The 17715-nt window shown below is 70.4% G+C and carries 14 protein-coding genes; 2 read left to right on the top strand and 12 right to left on the bottom strand.

The annotated features are described in order from the left end of the window. Window positions 1-2 precede the first annotated feature (2 nt). Window positions 3-1340: a hypothetical protein gene (locus ACH4TP_RS10680; RefSeq protein ID WP_398437074.1), complete on the bottom strand. Its 1338-nt coding sequence runs from the start codon at window positions 1338-1340 to the stop codon at window positions 3-5. 379 nt (window positions 1341-1719) lie between these two features. Beyond that, entirely contained in the window at window positions 1720-2106 is a 387-nt protein-coding gene (locus tag ACH4TP_RS10675) for a hypothetical protein (RefSeq protein ID WP_398437072.1), read from the bottom strand. A gap of 229 nt (window positions 2107-2335) precedes the next feature. Here ACH4TP_RS10675 and ACH4TP_RS10670 point away from each other — a divergent pair, with 229 nt between their 5' ends. Beyond that, window positions 2336-2719, top strand: a complete 384-nt coding sequence (locus ACH4TP_RS10670) for a hypothetical protein (RefSeq protein WP_362648720.1) — start codon at window positions 2336-2338, stop codon at window positions 2717-2719. A gap of 117 nt (window positions 2720-2836) precedes the next feature. Here ACH4TP_RS10670 and ACH4TP_RS10665 read toward each other — a convergent pair whose 3' ends face one another. The 8 genes from ACH4TP_RS10665 to ACH4TP_RS10630 form a co-directional block, all read right to left on the bottom strand. Continuing rightward, window positions 2837-5380: a DUF4118 domain-containing protein gene (locus ACH4TP_RS10665; RefSeq protein ID WP_398437071.1), complete on the bottom strand. Its 2544-nt coding sequence runs from the start codon at window positions 5378-5380 to the stop codon at window positions 2837-2839. 81 nt (window positions 5381-5461) lie between these two features. Further along, window positions 5462-8005 (bottom strand): ATP-binding protein, encoded by a 2544-nt coding sequence (locus ACH4TP_RS10660; protein ID WP_398437069.1) that lies wholly within the window; start codon window positions 8003-8005, stop codon window positions 5462-5464. 65 nt (window positions 8006-8070) lie between these two features. Continuing rightward, window positions 8071-8772, bottom strand: a complete 702-nt coding sequence (locus ACH4TP_RS10655) for a response regulator (protein ID WP_398437068.1) — start codon at window positions 8770-8772, stop codon at window positions 8071-8073. A gap of 104 nt (window positions 8773-8876) precedes the next feature. After that, complete coding sequence (locus ACH4TP_RS10650) at window positions 8877-9560, bottom strand: potassium-transporting ATPase subunit C (protein WP_398437067.1); 684 nt, start codon at window positions 9558-9560, stop codon at window positions 8877-8879. A gap of 5 nt (window positions 9561-9565) precedes the next feature. Continuing rightward, window positions 9566-11677, bottom strand: coding sequence for a potassium-transporting ATPase subunit KdpB (kdpB, locus tag ACH4TP_RS10645; RefSeq protein ID WP_398437065.1), 2112 nt, complete (start codon window positions 11675-11677; stop codon window positions 9566-9568). Beyond that, window positions 11674-13338 (bottom strand): potassium-transporting ATPase subunit KdpA, encoded by a 1665-nt coding sequence (gene kdpA, locus ACH4TP_RS10640; protein ID WP_398437063.1) that lies wholly within the window; start codon window positions 13336-13338, stop codon window positions 11674-11676. Before kdpA ends, kdpB begins: the two co-directional genes overlap by 4 nt. Before the next feature lie 8 nt (window positions 13339-13346). Further along, entirely contained in the window at window positions 13347-13436 is a 90-nt protein-coding gene (gene kdpF, locus ACH4TP_RS10635; protein WP_398437061.1) for a K(+)-transporting ATPase subunit F, read from the bottom strand. Window positions 13437-13668: 232 nt separating this feature from the next. Then, window positions 13669-13956 carry a hypothetical protein gene (locus tag ACH4TP_RS10630; RefSeq protein WP_362648738.1) on the bottom strand — a complete coding sequence of 96 codons (288 nt, stop codon included), beginning with the start codon at window positions 13954-13956 and terminating at the stop codon, window positions 13669-13671. A 54-nt stretch (window positions 13957-14010) separates the two neighbouring features. On the opposite strand from ACH4TP_RS10630, the gene ACH4TP_RS10625 reads away from it, so the two are divergent. Continuing rightward, entirely contained in the window at window positions 14011-14742 is a 732-nt protein-coding gene (locus ACH4TP_RS10625; RefSeq protein ID WP_398437059.1) for a MerR family transcriptional regulator, read from the top strand. Between the two features lie 33 nt (window positions 14743-14775). Here ACH4TP_RS10625 and ACH4TP_RS10620 read toward each other — a convergent pair whose 3' ends face one another. Continuing rightward, a complete protein-coding gene (locus tag ACH4TP_RS10620; RefSeq protein ID WP_398437056.1) occupies window positions 14776-17307 on the bottom strand; it encodes an ATP-binding protein in 2532 nt (843 codons plus the stop codon). After that, window positions 17304-17393, bottom strand: a complete 90-nt coding sequence (gene kdpF, locus ACH4TP_RS10615; RefSeq protein WP_398437054.1) for a K(+)-transporting ATPase subunit F — start codon at window positions 17391-17393, stop codon at window positions 17304-17306. The genes ACH4TP_RS10620 and kdpF (ACH4TP_RS10615) overlap by 4 nt, the downstream gene beginning before the upstream one ends. Window positions 17394-17715: the final 322 nt, after the last annotated feature.

Below are 17715 nucleotides of genomic sequence, written 5' to 3'. Positions count from 1 at the left end.
GGTCAGCTGAACTCGGCCAGGCGGGGGCGCAGGCCGAGAACGGTGAGGACGCCCGCGGCCAGGAGCGCCCCCATCCCCCAGGGCAACAGGCCAGTGGCCGTGTCCCGTCCGTCCCGTACCGCACTGTCGAACGCGGCCCGGTTGATGTCGGTCACGTCGTCCAGCGCCTTCATCCAGACGCCGAAGTGGGCGTTGGACTTCTCCGGTTCCCAGCTGATGCAGAAGGCCATCGCCTCGCGCTCCTTGCCCTGGGCCAGCAGGGACCGGATCGTACGGTCGTCGCGCTGGTAGACGGCATAGGCCTCGACCGTCCGCTCGGCAGCCTCCCGCTCGCCCGTGAAGGTGATGTTGTCCAGCTCGCGGCGGAACTCGCCGGTGAAGACCCGGTCCTCGTGGTCGGCGCGGTAACGCGCCCAGGTCTCACCGAGCTTCGCGTCGTACGAGGAGAGAGTCGCACCCTCGACTCCGTACAACTGCTGCGACTTGGCGAGGAAGCTCCGCTCGTAGGCGGGGCGCCGGGACGGGTCGAGGAGGTAACGGCTTTCGTCGGCGTTCGCGTCGTAGGCGAGGGCGCGGGCACGGGAAAGGGCGACGACCGAGTCGAAGGCGTCCCGCCGGGCGACCCTGAACTGCTCAGCGGAGGCGGTGAGCAGCTGCAGGCCGAGGACGACGGCGGTGAGGCCACAGATCGTTGCGGCCAGCAGGGCCGGATTCAGGAGGCGGCGGAAGCGCCGGGCGAGGTACCACTGCAGCAGCACGAGCACGGCCGACACTGCCAGGCCGAGAGCCGCGAGGACCGTGGACTGGGTGGCCAGGTCGGAGCGTTCGGCGGCGTACGTGGCGTCGAAGGCGTGGTCGTTGGCCTCGACCAGTCCACGGGCCTCCGGCAGCAGGCGTGCGGCGAGGAGATCGGTCGCGGCACGGTAGTCGGCGAGCGCGTCCACTTTGCCGCCGGCACGGCCGCCGTTCTCCAACGCACGGCCAAGGAGCTCCTGGTAGCGGGCGAAGTCCTCGGTGAGGGTCTCCACGGCCCGCTCGTCCTTCGTGTCACCTTCTGCCGCGACGGCGAGCGTGCGCAGTTCCCCGCTGATGGTGTGCCGTGCCTGCCCGTAGAACTCGGTGGCCTTCGCGTACGGAACACCCATGCGTCCTCTGCCCGCTTCCCCGCTGGACAGCAGGATGTTGGCGGCCTGCGCGTCCATGTCGTTGAGGGCGAGGTTGAGCCCGGCGGCACTCACCGTCTGCGGGGCGTGGCGCTCGGCCGCGCTGTCCCAGGTGCGGGATGCGGCGAGCGCGGCGACCACGAGCAGGGTGGCGCAGGCTGCGGTGAGCAGGAGCACCGTCGTGCGCAGGAGACGTAACCGCGCGGGCAGAGTGTCCCAGTATCGGCGCCGGAACGATTCCGCCGCGGCGACGGTCCGCCGCCACAGACGGTGGGGACCGCCGGGCCCCGGCCCCTCGCCCGGCCCGGGCGGTCCCCCTCGGGGAACGACCGCCCGCGGCGCGTGCTCCACGCCTGTCCGGGCCCCCACGCCCGAAGTTCGCGTCTGTCCGGTGGTGATGGCCACGCACCCTCCAACCCACGCCACGGACGGTCGCCCGTCCCCCGTGCCGATCAGTGTCCGATCGTTTTCGGATATGGACCGGCTTCATTGACGTGGCCCTGACGCTCATCGCGTCTGTTTTCACGCGTTGTTGACGGCCGGGATGGCCAGGCCGTCAAGCGAGTGGGACGGGCAGGACCAGGTCGTACGGGTACTCTTCGCCGTCACGCAGAAACGTGATCCGTGCGTGCAGGGCGCGCACTCCGGCGGCGAGGGCCGGCTGCCCGGTAACGCTTCCGTCGGTGTAGGTGCCGTCCTCACCGGGCCCATAGGCACCGCCCCAGTCGACGTATTCCTGACCGAGGTCGTCTTTCGCCTCGAACACCAGCAGGACGGACGGCGCCTCGCCGCTCGGCAGGGGCGGCGTGATCGTGTATCGGATGGTGAAGGAATCCGGCCGGACGGTCAACCCGCGCACCGCCAGTTCATGGCGACCGCCAAAGATCGACAGCCTCGGGAGTCCACCGGTGTCTCCGGCCCCCGTGTTGGCTACGCCGCTCATGCGCAATCCTCTCGCCGGGCAACCCGATCGTCGCTGCCTCGGTCCGCCGATGGTCAAGAAGGAATCTAGGAGCGCGGAGCTGCCGATTCGCCCGGGTCCCGCGGAATTGACGGCTCCCTGACGAGCACAGGGATGTGAAGGCCACCACCGTCCTGTCCTGACGTCAGGGCGGCGGCAGGATTCCGCCGGATCGGAGCGGGCGGCTCCCGCCGGTGTTCAGGCTTCTCCCATGGACAAATCCACTCGCGACCTGGGCTGCGGACTGACACTCCTCGTGCTCCTTTTCGGGGCGGTCACGCTCTGGAAAGGCGTGATCGACCTGCGCGACGGCACCAGCGTCCACTGCATGGACCGCAAGATGGGCCCAGGTGACAGCTGCGTGATGCGCGCGGGCTCCGAGGCGGTGCGTTACACGTACGAGGAGAAGGCCGAGGACTGGAACAACAGGTACCCGGTCGTGGCCACAGCTGTCGGTGCGACGGTTCTGCTGGGCGCGGTGCCCCTTGGACTGTGGCTCACCCTGCAAGGCGACACGGCTCAGCCCTCCCGCCGGCGCGGCCCCGAAGCGGGCGGTACGGCTGATCCGTCGGACGCGGGTGACACACCTTCGTGACCGCTCGGGCGGCACACCCGGCCGAGCCGATCCACTCGCCACCGCACCCTCAGGCCCTACCGCCGGACGCCCGCCCACCTCCCCGGGCTCGGCCCGCGATCACGCTCCGACGAGCAACTACGCCAACGGCCGCACCGTGCGGGGAGGCGCCGTCGGGAGCGTGAGCATCATCGCGAATCCAGGCCCTGACGCCACGGAATCGAGGGTGCCGCCCATGGCCTCGGTCACGTCGCGGGACAGCCGCAGGATCACGCTGTCCTCGGGGCGGACAGCGGTCGTCCCCGGCGCCGCGCCGCCGGCCCCGCCGGCGATCCCGTCCCCGACGCGGATCGCCAGCCGGCCGGGCCGAACCTCGGCTGTCAGGTGGGCGGGCTCTTCGGGCGGAGTCCGGCGCAGAGCTTCCGCCGTCAGCGCGGAGAGTACACGGGTGAGCACTGCCGCGTCGGCGAGGGCGTCCGGCATGTGTTCCGGCACGGTGCAGCGGATCCTCTCGCTGCCGGGGCCGAGGGTGTCCAGGACCGCGGTCAGCACCTCGTCGAGGTCGACCGGGCGCAGGTAGAGGTCGAGGGACTCGGCGCGCAGGCGGCTGAGGTCGTCGAGATCTGTGACGAGCTGGGCGGCACGACGCACCGATACTCGGGCGGTTTCCAGCAGTCGGCCGTCCTTCTCGGCCGGCTGCCGGGCGTTCGGTGGCGCGTTCGATGTCGCGGGATGAGCGGAGAGACGCTGCAACGCCTCTTCCGCGGCACGCAACGGGGCCCGCAGATCCCTGCTCGCGGCAAGGAGCAGCGAGGCCCGCGTGTGTTCGGCTTCGGCGCGAAGGCCGGTCTCGGCCGCCGCGGCGGCCAGCCGGCCGTGCGCGTATGCCATGACCAACTGCGCGGCGCATGCGCGGAGTACGAGTTGGTCGTCGCTGCTCAGGGTGCGACCGCGCGCCGCCAGCGTCAGTCCGTCCGAGGCGGGGCTGTCGACGGGCGCTTCGACATCCGCGTCGTACGGGCGTTCCGGCGGGTTCTCTCCGGCGGCGGCTACGACGGACCAGCGCGGCTCGGCCGGGTGCTCGGTGTCCTCCTTCAGCAGGCTGACCGCATCCAGGCCGAAGTCCTCCCTGACCTGTTCGAGAAGAGCCGGCAGGTCCTCACCGCGCATGAGGGCGGTGGCCAGCCTGCTCAGAGCGCGTGCCTCGGATCTCGCACGGACCGCCTCGTACGTGCGGTGCGCGGCCGTTCCCGAGGCCGAACCGACCACGAGGGCCGTGACGACGAAGACCAGCAGGGCGAGGACGTCGGAGGTGCGGTGCACGTCCAGCGAGTGCAGGGGCGCGGTGAAGTAGTAGTCGGCGAGCAGCCCCGCGGCCAGTGCGGAGAGCAGGGCGGGTACCAGCCCACCGATGAGGGCGATCACGACGACGGTCAGGAGGTAGAGCACGAGGACGAAGGCGAGGTCCACCTGGCCGCGCAGAGCGGCCAGCGACGCGGTGAGTGCCGGCAGCACGATCGCGGCGAGCAGCATCGCGCCCCAGAAGCGCCGTGGTCCGGTGGCGCGCGTCGGGTGCGGCAACCGCAGGGGCGAGGACGGCCCGGCGGCCTCCTCGTGGGTGACGACGAGCACGTCGATCGGGCCTGAGCGCCGGATCGTCCGGTGTCCCACGCTTCCGTACAGGAAGGTGGAGAGCCGTCCGCGCCGGCTGGCGCCCAGCACGATCTGGGTGACGTTCTCGGCCTCCGCGAACTGCAGCAGAGTCTCCGGGAGGTCGTCGCCGGTCGTCTGGTGGTAGCTGCCGCCCAATGACTCCACCAGGGCACGCTGGGCGGCGAGAGCGGCCGGATCGGCATGGACGAGTCCGTCGCTCGGCACGACGTGCAGGGCCAGCAGCTCACTACCAGGTGTACGGGCGGTGACCCGGGCCGCGCGACGGATCAGGGTCTCGCCCTCCGGGCCGCCGGTCAGGGCCACCATGATGCGTTCGCGGGTCTCCCAGGGAGCGGTGATGCCGTGCTCGGCGCGGTAGCGCTGCAGTCCTTCCTCCACGCGGTCGGCGAGCCACAGCAGGGCGAGTTCCCGCAGGGCCGTGAGGTTGCCGACCCGGAAGTAGTGGGTCAGGGCAGCCTCGACGCGGTCGGAGGGATAGATCTCGCCGTGCAGCATCCGGCGGCGCAGGAGCTCTGGCGGTAGGTCGACCAGCTCGATCTGGTCAGCGCGGCGCGCGACCTCGTCGGGCAGGGTCTCGCGCTGCGGGACGCCGGTGATCTGCCGGACCACATCGCCCAGGGATTCCAGGTGCTGGACGTTGAGGGTGGTGACGACGTCCGTCCCTGCCTCCAGCAGTTCCTCGACGTCCTGCCAGCGCTTGGTGTGTCGCGAGCCCGGTACGTTCGTGTGCGCCAGCTCGTCGACCAGGGCGACCTGCGGGCGCCGGGCGAGCACCGCGTCCAGATCCATCTCGGTGAAGGCCGCCCCACGGTGGATCATGGTGCGCCGGGGAATCGTCTCAAGACCCTCGGCCATCGCGGCAGTGGGCCGTCGCCCGTGCGGCTCGACGAATCCGGCGACGACATCCGCGCCGCCGGCGCGCAGCCGCTGACCTTCTTCGAGCATGGCGTAGGTCTTGCCGACCCCTGGGGCCGCCCCGAGGTAGATCCGCAACCGTCCTCGCGCCATCGGGGCTCCTACCGGTACGCCGCGCCCACGCGCCCTCCCTCCATCATGCGCGCCCGGCCCCAGTCGCGCTCCGGCACACGGTCATGTCGTCTCGGTCGTCGCGTCGGGATGGAAGGGCGGGGCGCCGTCCTCCATGCGGAGGCTGATGGTCATGGTGAGGCCGCCGCCGGGTGTGTCCTCCGCCGTGACCGTGCCGCCCATGGCCTCGACGAAGCCTCGGGCCACCGCGAGGCCCAGACCGACGCCCGCACCGCGCGGGGCGTCGCCGTAACGCTGGAAGGCGCCGAAGATGCGGTCCTTGGCCTCGTCGGGAACGCCCGGTCCACGGTCCACGACGCGGAGTTCGACGCGGTCGGCGATCGCGCTGGCGGCGACGAGGACCGGAGTGCCGGCGGGGCTGTACTTCACCGCGTTCTCGACGATGTTGGCGACGGCCCGCTCCAGCAGGCCGCGGTCGACGACGACCATGGGCAGCGTCTCGGGGATGTCGAGCTCGACGCCGTCGTCGGGCACGCCCACGAGCGCCATCGGGACGACCTCGTCGAGGTCGGTCTGCCGGAGTACGGCGGTCACGGTTCCGGTCTCCAGGCGCGAGACGTCCAGGAGGTTGCCGACGAGGTGGTCCAGGCGGTCGGCGCCCTCCTCGATGCCTTCGAGCAGTACGGCACGGTCCTCCTCCGACCACTCCACGTCGTCCGAACGGAGGGAGGAGACGGAGGCCTTGATGCCTGCCAGCGGGGTGCGCAGGTCGTGACTGACGGCGGCGAGCAGGGACGTGCGGATCTTGTTGCCCTCGGCGATCCTGCGGGCCTCCTCCGCCTCGTCGACGAGACGCTGCCGGTCGAGCACGACCGCCGCCTGGGCGGCGAACGCGCCGAGCACCCGCCGGTCCTCGCCGGGCAGGACGCGACCGGTCAGGGCGAGCGCCAGGTGGTCGCCGACCGGCATGTCGACATCGGCGTCCTCGGGACGGCCGACCGGACGGCCGGGGCCGACGGCGGCGACGCACGTCCACGGCTCGGTGTCCTCGTGCCGCTCCAGGAGTACGACCGACTCCATGGCGAAGGTCTCCCGGAGCCGTTCGAGCAGGGCCTCCAGGCCGGTCTCGCCGCGCAGCACACTGCCCGCGAGGAAGGAGAGCGTCTCCGCCTCCGCCCGCAGGCGGGCGGCCTGGTGGGTACGGCGGGCGGCCAGGTCGACCACGGAGGCGACGGATATCGCCACACCCACGAAGATCACCAGCGCCACCACGTTCTTCGGGTCCGCGATCGTGAGTTCGTGGATCGGAGGAGTGAAGTAGTAGTTGAGCAGCAGCGATCCGAAGGCGGCGGAGGCGAGGGCGGGGCGCAGCCCGCCGAGCAGCGCGGCGGCCACGGTGAGGGTGAGGAAGAGCAGGACGTCGTTCGCGAGGCCCACGTCAGGGAGGGCGCCACTGAGCAGCAGGGTGAGCAGCACCGGTCCGGCGAGGCCGACGAGCCAGCCCCAGATGGTGCGGGAACGGCCCAGTTTCGCGCGGCGCGGTGCGGGCAGTCCGCGGCCCTTGGCCGCCTCGTCGTGGGTGACGATGTGGACGTCGAGGTCGGGCCCCGACTCGCGCGCGACCGTGGCGCTGACACCGGGGCTGAAGGCGTACTGCCACGAGCGGCGGCGGCTGACTCCGAGGACGATCTGGGTGGCGTTGACCCCGCGGGCGAACTCCAGGAGCCCGGCCGGGATGTCATCGCCGACGATGTGGTGGAAGGTGCCGCCCAGGTCTTCGACGAGGGTGCGCTGGACGGCGAGTTCCTTCGGCGAGGCGGCAGTGAGCCCGTCGCTGCGGGAAATGTAGACGGCGAGGACCTCGCCGCCCGCACCCTTCTCCGCGAGCCGGACGGCGCGCCTTATCAGGGTGCGTCCTTCGGGGCCGCCGGTGAGGCCCACGACGATCCGCTCCCGGGAGCCCCAGATCTTCGAGACCCGGTGTTCGGTGCGGTACTCCTGGAGGTACTCGTCGACCCGGTCGGCCGTCCACAGCAGCGCCAGCTCCCGCAGGGCGGTGAGGTTGCCCGGCCGGAAGTAGTTGGACAGGGCCGCGTCGACCTTGTCCGGCTTGTAGACGTTGCCGTGCGCCATGCGTCGCCGCAGCGCCTGCGGCGACATGTCGACCAGCTCTATCTGGTCCGCGCGGCGCACCACCTCGTCCGGGACCGTCTCCCGCTGCCGCACCCCCGTGATCGACTCGACGACGTCGCCGAGCGACTCCAGGTGCTGGATGTTGACCGTGGAGACGACGTCGATGCCGGCCGCGAGCAGTTCCTCGACGTCCTGCCACCGCTTGGCGTTCCGCGACCCGGGGATGTTGGTGTGGGCCAGTTCGTCCACGAGCGCGACGGCGGGCTTCCGGGCAAGGACCGCGTCCACGTCCATCTCGGTGAACACCGTGTCCCGGTACGCGATCTCCGCACGCGGCATCATCTCCAGGCCGTGCAGCATCACCTCCGTACGCGGCCGGCTGTGGTGCTCGACGAAGGCGACGACGCAGTCGGTACCACGCTCCACCCGCCGGTGGGCCTCCGAGAGCATCGAGTACGTCTTGCCGACGCCCGGTGCCGCGCCGAGGTAGATACGAAGCTTTCCGCGTCCCATGGTGTCGTCTGGTGTCGTTTCTCGTCGATGTCGGGCAGTGCGTGTACACGTGTGCGGGCGAGGCGTCACGCCTCGAAGCGGTAACCCATACCGGGCTCGGTGATCAGATAGCGGGGGTGTGACGGATCCGCCTCCAGTTTGCGGCGTAGCTGCGCCATGTAGACCCTCAGGTAGTTGGTCTTGGTGCTGTAACTCGGCCCCCACACCTCCTTGAGGAGGCGCTGCTGGCTGACGAGGACCCCGGGGTTGCAGATGAGGATTTCCAACAGGTGCCACTCGGTCGGGGTGAGCCGGACGTCGCGATCGCCGCGCCGGACCTTCTTCCCCACGAGATCGACCGTGAAATCGTCGGTCGTGACCACGGCGGCCGCCGCTCCAGTACTCGGCCGCGCGTGCGCGGGCGACTCCTCGATCCGGCGGGTGGCCGCCCTCAGCCGTGCGAGGAGTTCATCCATACTGAACGGCTTGGTCATGTAGTCGTCCGCGCCCGCGTCCAGCGCGCGGATCTTGTCCTCGGATCCACTGCGAGCGGAGAGGACGAGCACCGGAGCCCGGTTCCAGCCGCGCAGCGCCCGGATGACGTCGACGCCGTCCATGTCCGGCAGCCCGAGGTCCAGAATGATCACGTCCGGTTGCTCGGCGGCGGCGAGCCGGAGCGCGGTGGCGGCGTCGTAGGCCGCGTCCACGTCGTATTTGCGCGCTTTGAGGTTGATCGTCAGTGCACGCGCGAGCTGCGCGTCGTCCTCGACGACCAGGACCCGGGTCATCGGCGTACTGCCTTTCGTCGTGAGCATGGCATCGGATGCGCGTCGGGAGCCGGCAGCCGGGACGTTCCCGGACTGCCGGCTCCCATGCGTCGGGCGTAAGGCCATCAGCCCTTGGCCGCCACGAGGCTCTTCAGCGCGATGTTGAGCTGGAGGACGTTGACGCGGGGCTCGCCGATGAAGCCGAGGATGCGGTCGTCGGTGTGGTCGGCGACGAGCTTCTCGACCTGCTTGACTTCCAGGCCGTTCTTCTCGGCGACCCGGTGGACCTGGAGCTTCGCGTACTCGGGCGAGATGTGCGGGTCCAGGCCGGAGCCGGAGGACGTGACCGCGTCGGCCGGCACGTCGGACGGCTTCACCGTGTAGTCGGCGGTGGAGTTGTCCTTGACGACAGCGGCCTTGGCATCGGTGACCCACTTGATCAGGTCCGCGTTGTCGCCGGAGCGGTTGGTGGCGCCGGACAGGATGATCGAGTACTGGGTGTTGACGCTGTTGCTTCCCAGGCCGTTGGAGGGACGGGGCTGGAACCACTTCAGGTCCGGGACCACCGCCTCCTCCGCGTCGTCCGGGTTCTTCTTGGGCAGGTTGTAGGCCTGGCCGATGAGTTCGGAGCCGACGACCTTGCCGCCGGCGTCCTTGATCTCGGAACCGTTCGCCTTGCCGGGGAAGACCACCTGGGCGATGCCGGTGACTGCGAGCGGGTAGAGCACACCGCACACGACCGTGAGGACGAGAAGGGCGCGGAGTCCGGCCCAGAGCAACCGTCCTGCGTTTCCTACGGAGTTGTTCATGGTCGTCAGCCGATTCCGGGGATGAGGGAGATGAGCAGGTCGATGATCTTGATGCCGATGAACGGGGCGATCAGGCCGCCCAGGCCGTAGAGGCCGAGGTTGCGGCGGAGCATCGAGTCGGCGCTGGAGGGCCGGTAGCGCACGCCCTTGAGGGCGAGCGGGACCAGGGCGACGATGATCAGCGCGTTGAAGATGACGGCGGACAGGATCGCGGACTCGGGGGAGGCCAGGCCCATGATGTTCAGCTTGTCGAGCGACGGGTAGGCGACGGCGAACATCGCGGGGATGATCGCGAAGTACTTGGCCACGTCGTTGGCGATCGAGAAGGTCGTCAACGCGCCCCGGGTGATGAGGAGCTGCTTGCCGATCTCGACGATCTCGATGAGCTTGGTCGGGTTGGAGTCGAGGTCGACCATGTTGCCGGCCTCCTTCGCGGCCGACGTGCCGGTGTTCATCGCCACGCCGACATCGGCCTGGGCCAGGGCGGGGGCGTCGTTGGTGCCGTCGCCGGTCATCGCGACCAGCTTGCCGCCGGCCTGCTCGCGTTTGATGAGGGCCATCTTGTCCTCGGGGGTGGCCTCGGCGAGGAAGTCGTCGACCCCGGCCTCCTCGGCGATGGCCTTGGCGGTCAGCGGGTTGTCGCCGGTGATCATGACCGTCTTGATGCCCATGCGGCGCAGCTCGTCGAAGCGCTCGCGCATGCCCTCCTTGACGACGTCCTTCAGGTGGATGACACCGAGAACGCGCGCGCCCTTGTCGTCCTCCACAGCCACGAGCAGCGGCGTGCCACCAGCCTGGGAAATGGCGTCGGTGAGTTCCTGTGCATCCTTCGCGACCTCGCCACCGCGTTCCTTCACCCAGGCCACGACCGAACCGGTCGCGCCCTTGCGGACCTTGCGCCCGTCGACGTCGACACCCGACATGCGGGTCTGGGCGGTGAACTCGATCCACGTGGCGTCGGCGAGCTCGCCCTGGTGGCGCTCGCGCAGCCCGTACCTCTCCTTGGCGAGGACGACGATCGAGCGACCCTCGGGCGTTTCGTCGGCGAGCGAAGACAGCTGGGCGGCGTCGGCGACCTCGGCCTCGGTCGTCCCCTTCACGGGCACGAACTCCGACGCCTGCCGGTTGCCCAGCGTGATCGTGCCGGTCTTGTCCAGCAGCAGCGTGGACACGTCACCGGCGGCCTCGACCGCCCGCCCGGACATCGCCAGGACGTTGCGCTGGACGAGCCGGTCCATGCCGGCGATGCCGATCGCGGAGAGCAGTGCGCCGATCGTCGTCGGGATCAGACACACCAGCAGGGCCGTCAGCACGATCATCGAGGTCTGCTTGTCGGCGCCGGCATAGATCGCGAACGGCTTGAGGGTGACGACGGCGAGCAGGAAGACGATGGTGAGGGACGCCAGCAGGATGTTGAGGGCGATCTCGTTGGGGGTCTTCTGCCGGGCGGCGCCCTCGACCAGGTTGATCATCCGGTCGATGAACGTCTCGCCGGGCTTCGTCGTGATCTTGATGACGACCCGGTCGGAGAGCACCTTGGTGCCGCCGGTGACCGCGCAGCGGTCGCCTCCGGACTCGCGGATGACGGGGGCGGACTCGCCGGTGATAGCCGACTCATCGACGCTCGCGACACCCTCGACGACGTCACCGTCGCCGGGGATGACGTCCCCGGCCTCGCAGACCACCAGGTCACCGATCTTGAGCTCGGTGCCGGGGACCTCCTCCTCGCCCTTGCCGTCCTGGAGGAGACGGCGGGCGACGGTGTCGGTCTTGGCCTTGCGCAGGGTGTCGGCCTGCGCCTTGCCCCGGCCCTCGGCGACGGCCTCCGCCAGGTTGGCGAAGATCGTGGTCAGCCACAGCCAGGCGGTGATCGCCCAGCCGAACCAGTCGCCCGGGTTCTTGATCGCGAGCGCGGTGGTGACCACCGAGCCGACCAGGACCACGAACATGACCGGCGACTTGACCATCACCCGCGGGTCGAGCTTGCGGACCGCGTCCGGGAACGACTTGACCAGCTGCTTCGGATCGAAAAGGCCGCTGCCGACACGTCCGGTCTCGGGCTTGTGCCCCGTAGGTACGTCCGGGTGGGGTGCCCGGGTGGGAGTGAGGGTGCTCATGCTGCGAGTCCTTCGGCGAGCGGGCCAAGGGCCAGGGCCGGGAAGTAGGTGAGACCGGTGACGATCAGGATCGTGCCGACCAGGAGACCGGTGAACAGCGGCTTCTCGGTACGCAGGGTGCCCGCGGTCTCCGGTACGGGCTTCTGCTCGGCGAGCGAGCCTGCCAGGGCCAGGACGAACACCATCGGGAGGAACCGGCCGAGCAGCATCGCGATGCCGATCGTCGTGTTGAACCACTGAGTGTCGGCGTTCAGGCCGGCGAACGCGGAGCCGTTGTTGTTGGCGCCGGAGGTGTAGGCGTAGAGGATCTCGGAGAAGCCGTGCGCGCCGGAGTTGGTCATCGAGTGCGACGGGGTGTCCAGGACGAACGAGGCCGCGGTGAAGCAGAGCACGAGCGCCGGGGTGATCAGGATGTAGAGCGCGGCGAACTTGATCTCGCGGGTGCCGATCTTCTTGCCCAGGTACTCGGGGGTGCGCCCGACCATCAGACCGGCGATGAACACGGCGATGATCGCCATGATCAGCATGCCGTAGAGGCCGGAGCCGACACCGCCGGGCGCGATCTCGCCGAGCTGCATGCCGAGCAGGTTGATGCCGCCACCGAAGCCGGTGTTCGACGAGTGGAAGGAGTTCACCGCGCCCGTCGAGGTCAGCGTGGTGGCGACCGAGAAGATCGCCGACGCGCCGATGCCGAACCGGGTCTCCTTGCCCTCCATCGCACCGCCGGCGATCTCGAAGGCCGGGCCCTTGCCCGCGAACTCGGTCCACATCATCAGGCCCGTGAAAACGAGCCAGATGGTGGCCATCGTCGCCAGGATCGCGTAGCCCTGCCTGATCGAGCCGACCATGCGGCCGAAGGTGCGGGTCAGCGCGAAGGGGATGACGAGGATCAGGTAGATCTCGAAGAGGTTGGAGAGGCCGTTGGGGTTCTCGAAGGGGTGGGCGGAGTTGGCGTTGAAGTAGCCGCCGCCGTTCGTGCCCAGCTCCTTGATGACCTCCTGCGAGGCGACCGCGCCGCCGTTCCACTGCTGGGAGCCGCCGGTGAACTGGCCGACCTCGTGGATGCCGGAGAAGTTCTGGATCGCGCCGGTGGCGACCAGGACCAGGGCGCCGATCACGGAGATCGGCAGCAGGATGCGCACGGTGCCGCGGACCAGGTCGGCCCAGAAGTTGCCCAGCTCACCGGTACGGGAGCGGGCGAAGCCGCGGACGAGGGCCACCGCGACGGCGATGCCGACGGCGGCCGAGACGAAGTTCTGCACGGCCAGGCCGCCGGTCTGCACGACGTGGCCCATGGCCTGCTCGCCGTAGTACGACTGCCAGTTCGTGTTGGCGACAAACGACGCCGCCGTGTTGAAGGCCTGGTCCGGGTCGATCGACACGAAGCCGAGGGAGCCGGGCAGGGAGCCCTGGAGGCGCTGCAGCAGATAGAGGAAGAGGACGCTCACGGCGGAGAAGGCGAGGACGCCGCGCAGGTAGGCGGGCCAGCGCATCTCGACGTTCGGGTTCGCGCCGATCGCCTTGTAGATCCACTTCTCGGGCCGCAGGTGCTTCTCCGAGGAGTACACCTTGGCCATGTAGTCGCCCAGGGGCCGGTACGAGAGACCGAGAGCGACGACGAGGGCGAGGAGCTGGAGGATTCCAGCCAGGACGGGACTCATATCCGTACTCAGAACCTCTCAGGCTTGACGAGGGCGAGGACGAGATAGGCCAGCAGGCCGGTGGCGACCACCAGACCGACGATGTTCTCGACAGTCACAGCTTCGCCACCCCCTTGGCGACGAAAGCCACCAGCGCGAAGACCGCGACCGTGGTGACGACGAAGGCCAGGTCGGCCATCGTGAGCTCCCGAATGTGTGTGGATGAGATGAGCGGTCCGTCGGACCCGTGAGTGAGGAAAGCGCATTTCAGCCACGACCCGGTCGCCGTTGACGTCCTCCTAACGTGTAAGGCGGCCGTCTTTACACATCCCGTACGCGCCCCCGCCTGAATCAGTCCGCCGCCTCGCCGGCCGGGTCCTTCAGCAGAAGGTTCAGCTCGTCCCCGGCACCGTCGTACCCGGCGTCCGAGATCCGTTGCAGCTCGCGCAGATCGCCCGCCGCGGCCGCGCGTCGTGTGAGCAGTCGCCCGGCCCGCATGGATCCCTCGTCCAGCAGCTCGCTCAGCTCCTCCAGGTCGCCGTCGGCATCGGCGAGGTCGGCGAGCCGGTCCAGAGCCGTCTCGTTGCCCTCGTCGGCCAGCGCCCGCAGGGTTTCCCGATCGATGTTCGTGTTCGTCATGACGCCAGGGTCCAACCTTGCCCCTGGGGAAAGGTCAAATGGGACGATGGCTGCGTGATCACCATCGGGCAGCTGGCCAGGTACGTCGGAGTGTCGACGAAGACGATTCGCGTCTATCACGACAAAGGGCTGCTCCCCGAGCCCGGCCGCGACGCGTCCGGTTACCGACGGTACAGCGCTGCGGACGCCATCGAGCTGATCAAGATCCGCGCGCTCGCGGAAGGCGGAGTCCCCTTGGCCCGTATCCGGGACCTCAGAGCGGCGGCAGATGAGGACTTCCGGCAGGCGCTGCGTGAGATCGACGACGAGCTCACCGCCCGCATCCGTGACCTGCGGGCGAATCAGGTGCGCTTGCGACGGCTCGCGGCCGGGGAACTGTCACCCTTGCCCACCGAGGTCGTCGCCTTTCTGGAGCGGCTGACCAGCTGGGGATTCACCTCCCGCTGGGTGGACCTGCAACGAGACCTGTGGATCCTTGTGTTCGCCACCCACCCGGACCAGGCGATGACGCTCTTCGAGGACCAGAACGAGATCGTGTCCGGCCCCGCGCGGCGGCAGCTCTTCCTCGACTACGACCATGCGCACGACCTCGATCCCGACGATCCCCGCCTCGTCGATCTCGCCCGTCGGATCGTCGAGGAGACCCGGGCACGCTACGGACGCGACGCGTTGCCCGATCTGGACACGGCCTCCGAGATCCCCGCCCTCATCCAGGGCACGGTCAACGCCGAGTCGCCGGCGTGGCGGCGTCTCGACACACTGATCCGCACCCGCCTGAACGAATGAACCGGCGGGACGGAACCACCCGGGGCGGCTCGCTCACCTGGCCGCCTTCGTGGCTCCCTCGGCGCCAGTCGGCGCCACGTGTGCGCAGGGCAGGCTGAGGACCATGGTCAGGCCGCCGCCCGGGGTGTCCTCGGGGGTGAGGATGCCACCCATGGCCTCCGTCAGGCCCCGGGAGAGCGCGAGGCCGAGGCCGAGGCCGGTGGTGTTGTCGGTGTCGCCGAGGCGTTGGAAGGGCTCGAAGGCCCGTTCATGGGCGTCTGCGGGGAGGCCGGGACCGCGGTCGACGATGCGGAGTTCCACCCGGCCCGCCAGGGTGCTGGCGGTGATCAGGGCGGGGTGCTCGGGCGGGGCGAAGCGGGTGGCGTTGGCGACCAGGTTGGCGAGGACCCGTTCGAGGAGGGGCGGGTCGGTGAGGACCTCGGGGGTGTCCTCCAGGCTGCCGACCGTCGGGGGCCGGGAGCCGGGCGGCAGAGTATCGAGCGCCGGGGGGATGACCTCCTCCAGGGCGGTGGGCCGTAGGGAGAGGGAGAGGGCGCCCGCCTGGAGGCGGCTCATGTCGAGGAGGTTGTCGATGAGGTGGGCCAGTCGGGCCATGGAGGTGTCGGCGGTGTCGAGGAGTTCCCGCCGTTCGTCCGCGGTGAAGTCGACGTCAGGGCTGCGCAGGGAGGCGACGGCGGCCCAGCCGCTGGCGAGCGGCGTCCGCAGGTCGTGGCTGACGGCGGCGAGGAGCGCGGTGCGCATGCGGTCCGCGGCCCGTACGGGTTCCACCTCGGCGGCGACTTCGGCGAGCCGGTCGCGTTCGGTGGCGGCGATGACGTGGGCGGCGAAGGCGGCGAGGACGCGCCGGTCGGAGGACGACAGGGGCCGGCCGCGCAGGACGAGGTGCAGGTCGTCTCCTACGGCGACGCCGGTGGTGTCCATGCCGTCCTCCGGTCCCGCCTCCCGGGCGGCGGCGAGTTCGGCCGAGTCCATGAGCTCGGCCGACGCCATCCCGAAGGCCTCCTTGGCGCGGCCGAGCAGGGCCGAGAGGGCTTCCTCACCCCGGACGATGGAGCCCGCGAGCGAGGACAGGGTCTCGGCCTCAGCGGTGGCGCGGGCGGCCCTGCGGGAAAGCCGTAGGGATCGGTCGACGGCCGCGGCGACGACACCCGCGACGACGGCGAAGACGACGAGGGCGAGGACGTTGTCGGGGTCCTGGAAGCTGAACTGGCCGACGGGCGGTATGAACCAGTAGTTGAGCAGCAGGGAGGCCGTGAGGGCGGCGACGAGCGCGGAGGCGACACCGCCGATGCACGCGACGCCGACCACGGTGAGGAGGAAGAGCAGCGCCTCGCTGGTGAGGTTGAGCGTGCCGCGGGCGCGGTCGAGGAACAGGGTCAGCAGGACGGGGAGGACCAGGCCGGCGACCGGCCCGGCGACGAGCCGGGACGTCGGCAGCGTGCTCCGCCGGGAAGGCAGCAGACGGCCCCGCCCGGCCCGTTCGTGAGTGACCATGTGGACGTCGATGTCTCCGGAGAGCGCCACGGTCGTCTCGCCGATGCCGCGCCCGGTGAGGAATCGTTCCAGCCGCCCGCGCCGGCTGGTGCCGACGACGAGCTGGGTGGCGTTCTCCGCTCGGGCGAAGTCGATCAGGGCCGTGGGCACGTCCTCGCCGACGACCGTGTGGTAGCTGCCGCCCAGGTCTTCGACGAGCCGGCGCTGGCGGCCGAGGGCGGCGGGCGAGGAGCCCGAGGTGAGGGCGTCGCTGCGCGCCACGTACACGGCGAGGAGTTCGCCGTGGGCGGCTCGGGCGGCGATCCGGGCGGCCCGGCGGATCAGGGTCTCCCCCTCGGGGCCGCCGGTGAGCGCCACGACGACCCGCTCGCGGGTCTCCCAGACTCCGCCGATGCGGTGTTCCGACCGGTAGGCGAGCAAGGCGTCGTCCACGCGGTCGGCCAGCCACAGCAGGGCGAGTTCACGCAGAGCGGTGAGGTTACCGATGCGGTAGTAGCGGGCGAGCGCCGCGTCGACCTCGCCGGGCGGGAGGATGTCGCCGTGGGCCATCCGGCGGCGCAGCGCCTCGGGCGCCATGTCGACGAGCTCGATCTGGTCCGCGCCGCGCACGACCGTGTCGGGGACGGTCTCGCCGCCGGGGACTTCCGTGATCCGCTCGACGACGTCGCTGAGCGATTCCAGGTGCTGGATGTCCAGTGTGGTGACGACGTCCATGCCGGCCGCGAGGAGTTCGGCCACGTCCTGCCAGCGCCGTTCGTTGCGGCAGCCGGGGGCGTTGGCGTGGGCGAGGTCGTCGACGAGGACGACCTCGGGGCGGCGGCGCAGCACCGCGTCCAGGTCGAGCTCCCGGCCCTGGGGCGGGATCCGTTCGAGACCGTCGAGCATGGTCTCGGTGTACGGCCGCCCGTGGCACTCCACGAGCCCGGCGACCACGTCCGTACCCCGCGCCGCCCTGCGGCGGCCCTCGTCGAGCATCCGGCAGGTCTTGCCCGCTCCCCGGGCGGCCCCGAGGTAGACCTTGAGCCTGCCGTGGCGACCACGGGGCGCCCCTGCGGGGTGGTGGGCGTTCAAAACTTCTCGGGTTTGACGAAGGCGGCCACCAGGTAGCCGACCAGTGCGACCGCGATGATCAGACCGACGACGTTCTCGACGCTCATGTTCCAGACTTCCCCTTCGACTGCCCTGCGTTTCCCGGGAGTTGTACGCGTGTGGCGCGCACTCTCGGAGGAGACGCCTCCCGCCGGGTCCCGCGCAGCCACTTTGACGGCTCTCTGGCACGCCGGGCGGCGATGCTGACAGGCCCTTGACGCGATCCGTACGGGCGTCGTACACGGCCCGGCACGACGAGGCGAAGGAAACGAGAACGGGCCGGGGTGGGGGGGGGGGGGGGGGGGGGGGGGCCCCCCGCCCCCCCCCCCCGCCCCCGGGCGGGCCCCCCCCCCCCCCCCCCCCCGGGGCCGGCGGGGGGGGGCCCCCGCC

The sequence above is a fragment of the Streptomyces sp. NPDC021012 genome (assembly GCF_044333355.1).
Lineage (GTDB): Bacteria > Actinomycetota > Actinomycetes > Streptomycetales > Streptomycetaceae > Streptomyces.
Note: the sequence above shows the minus strand (reverse complement) of the source record. Positions and strands in the feature narration are given on the sequence as shown.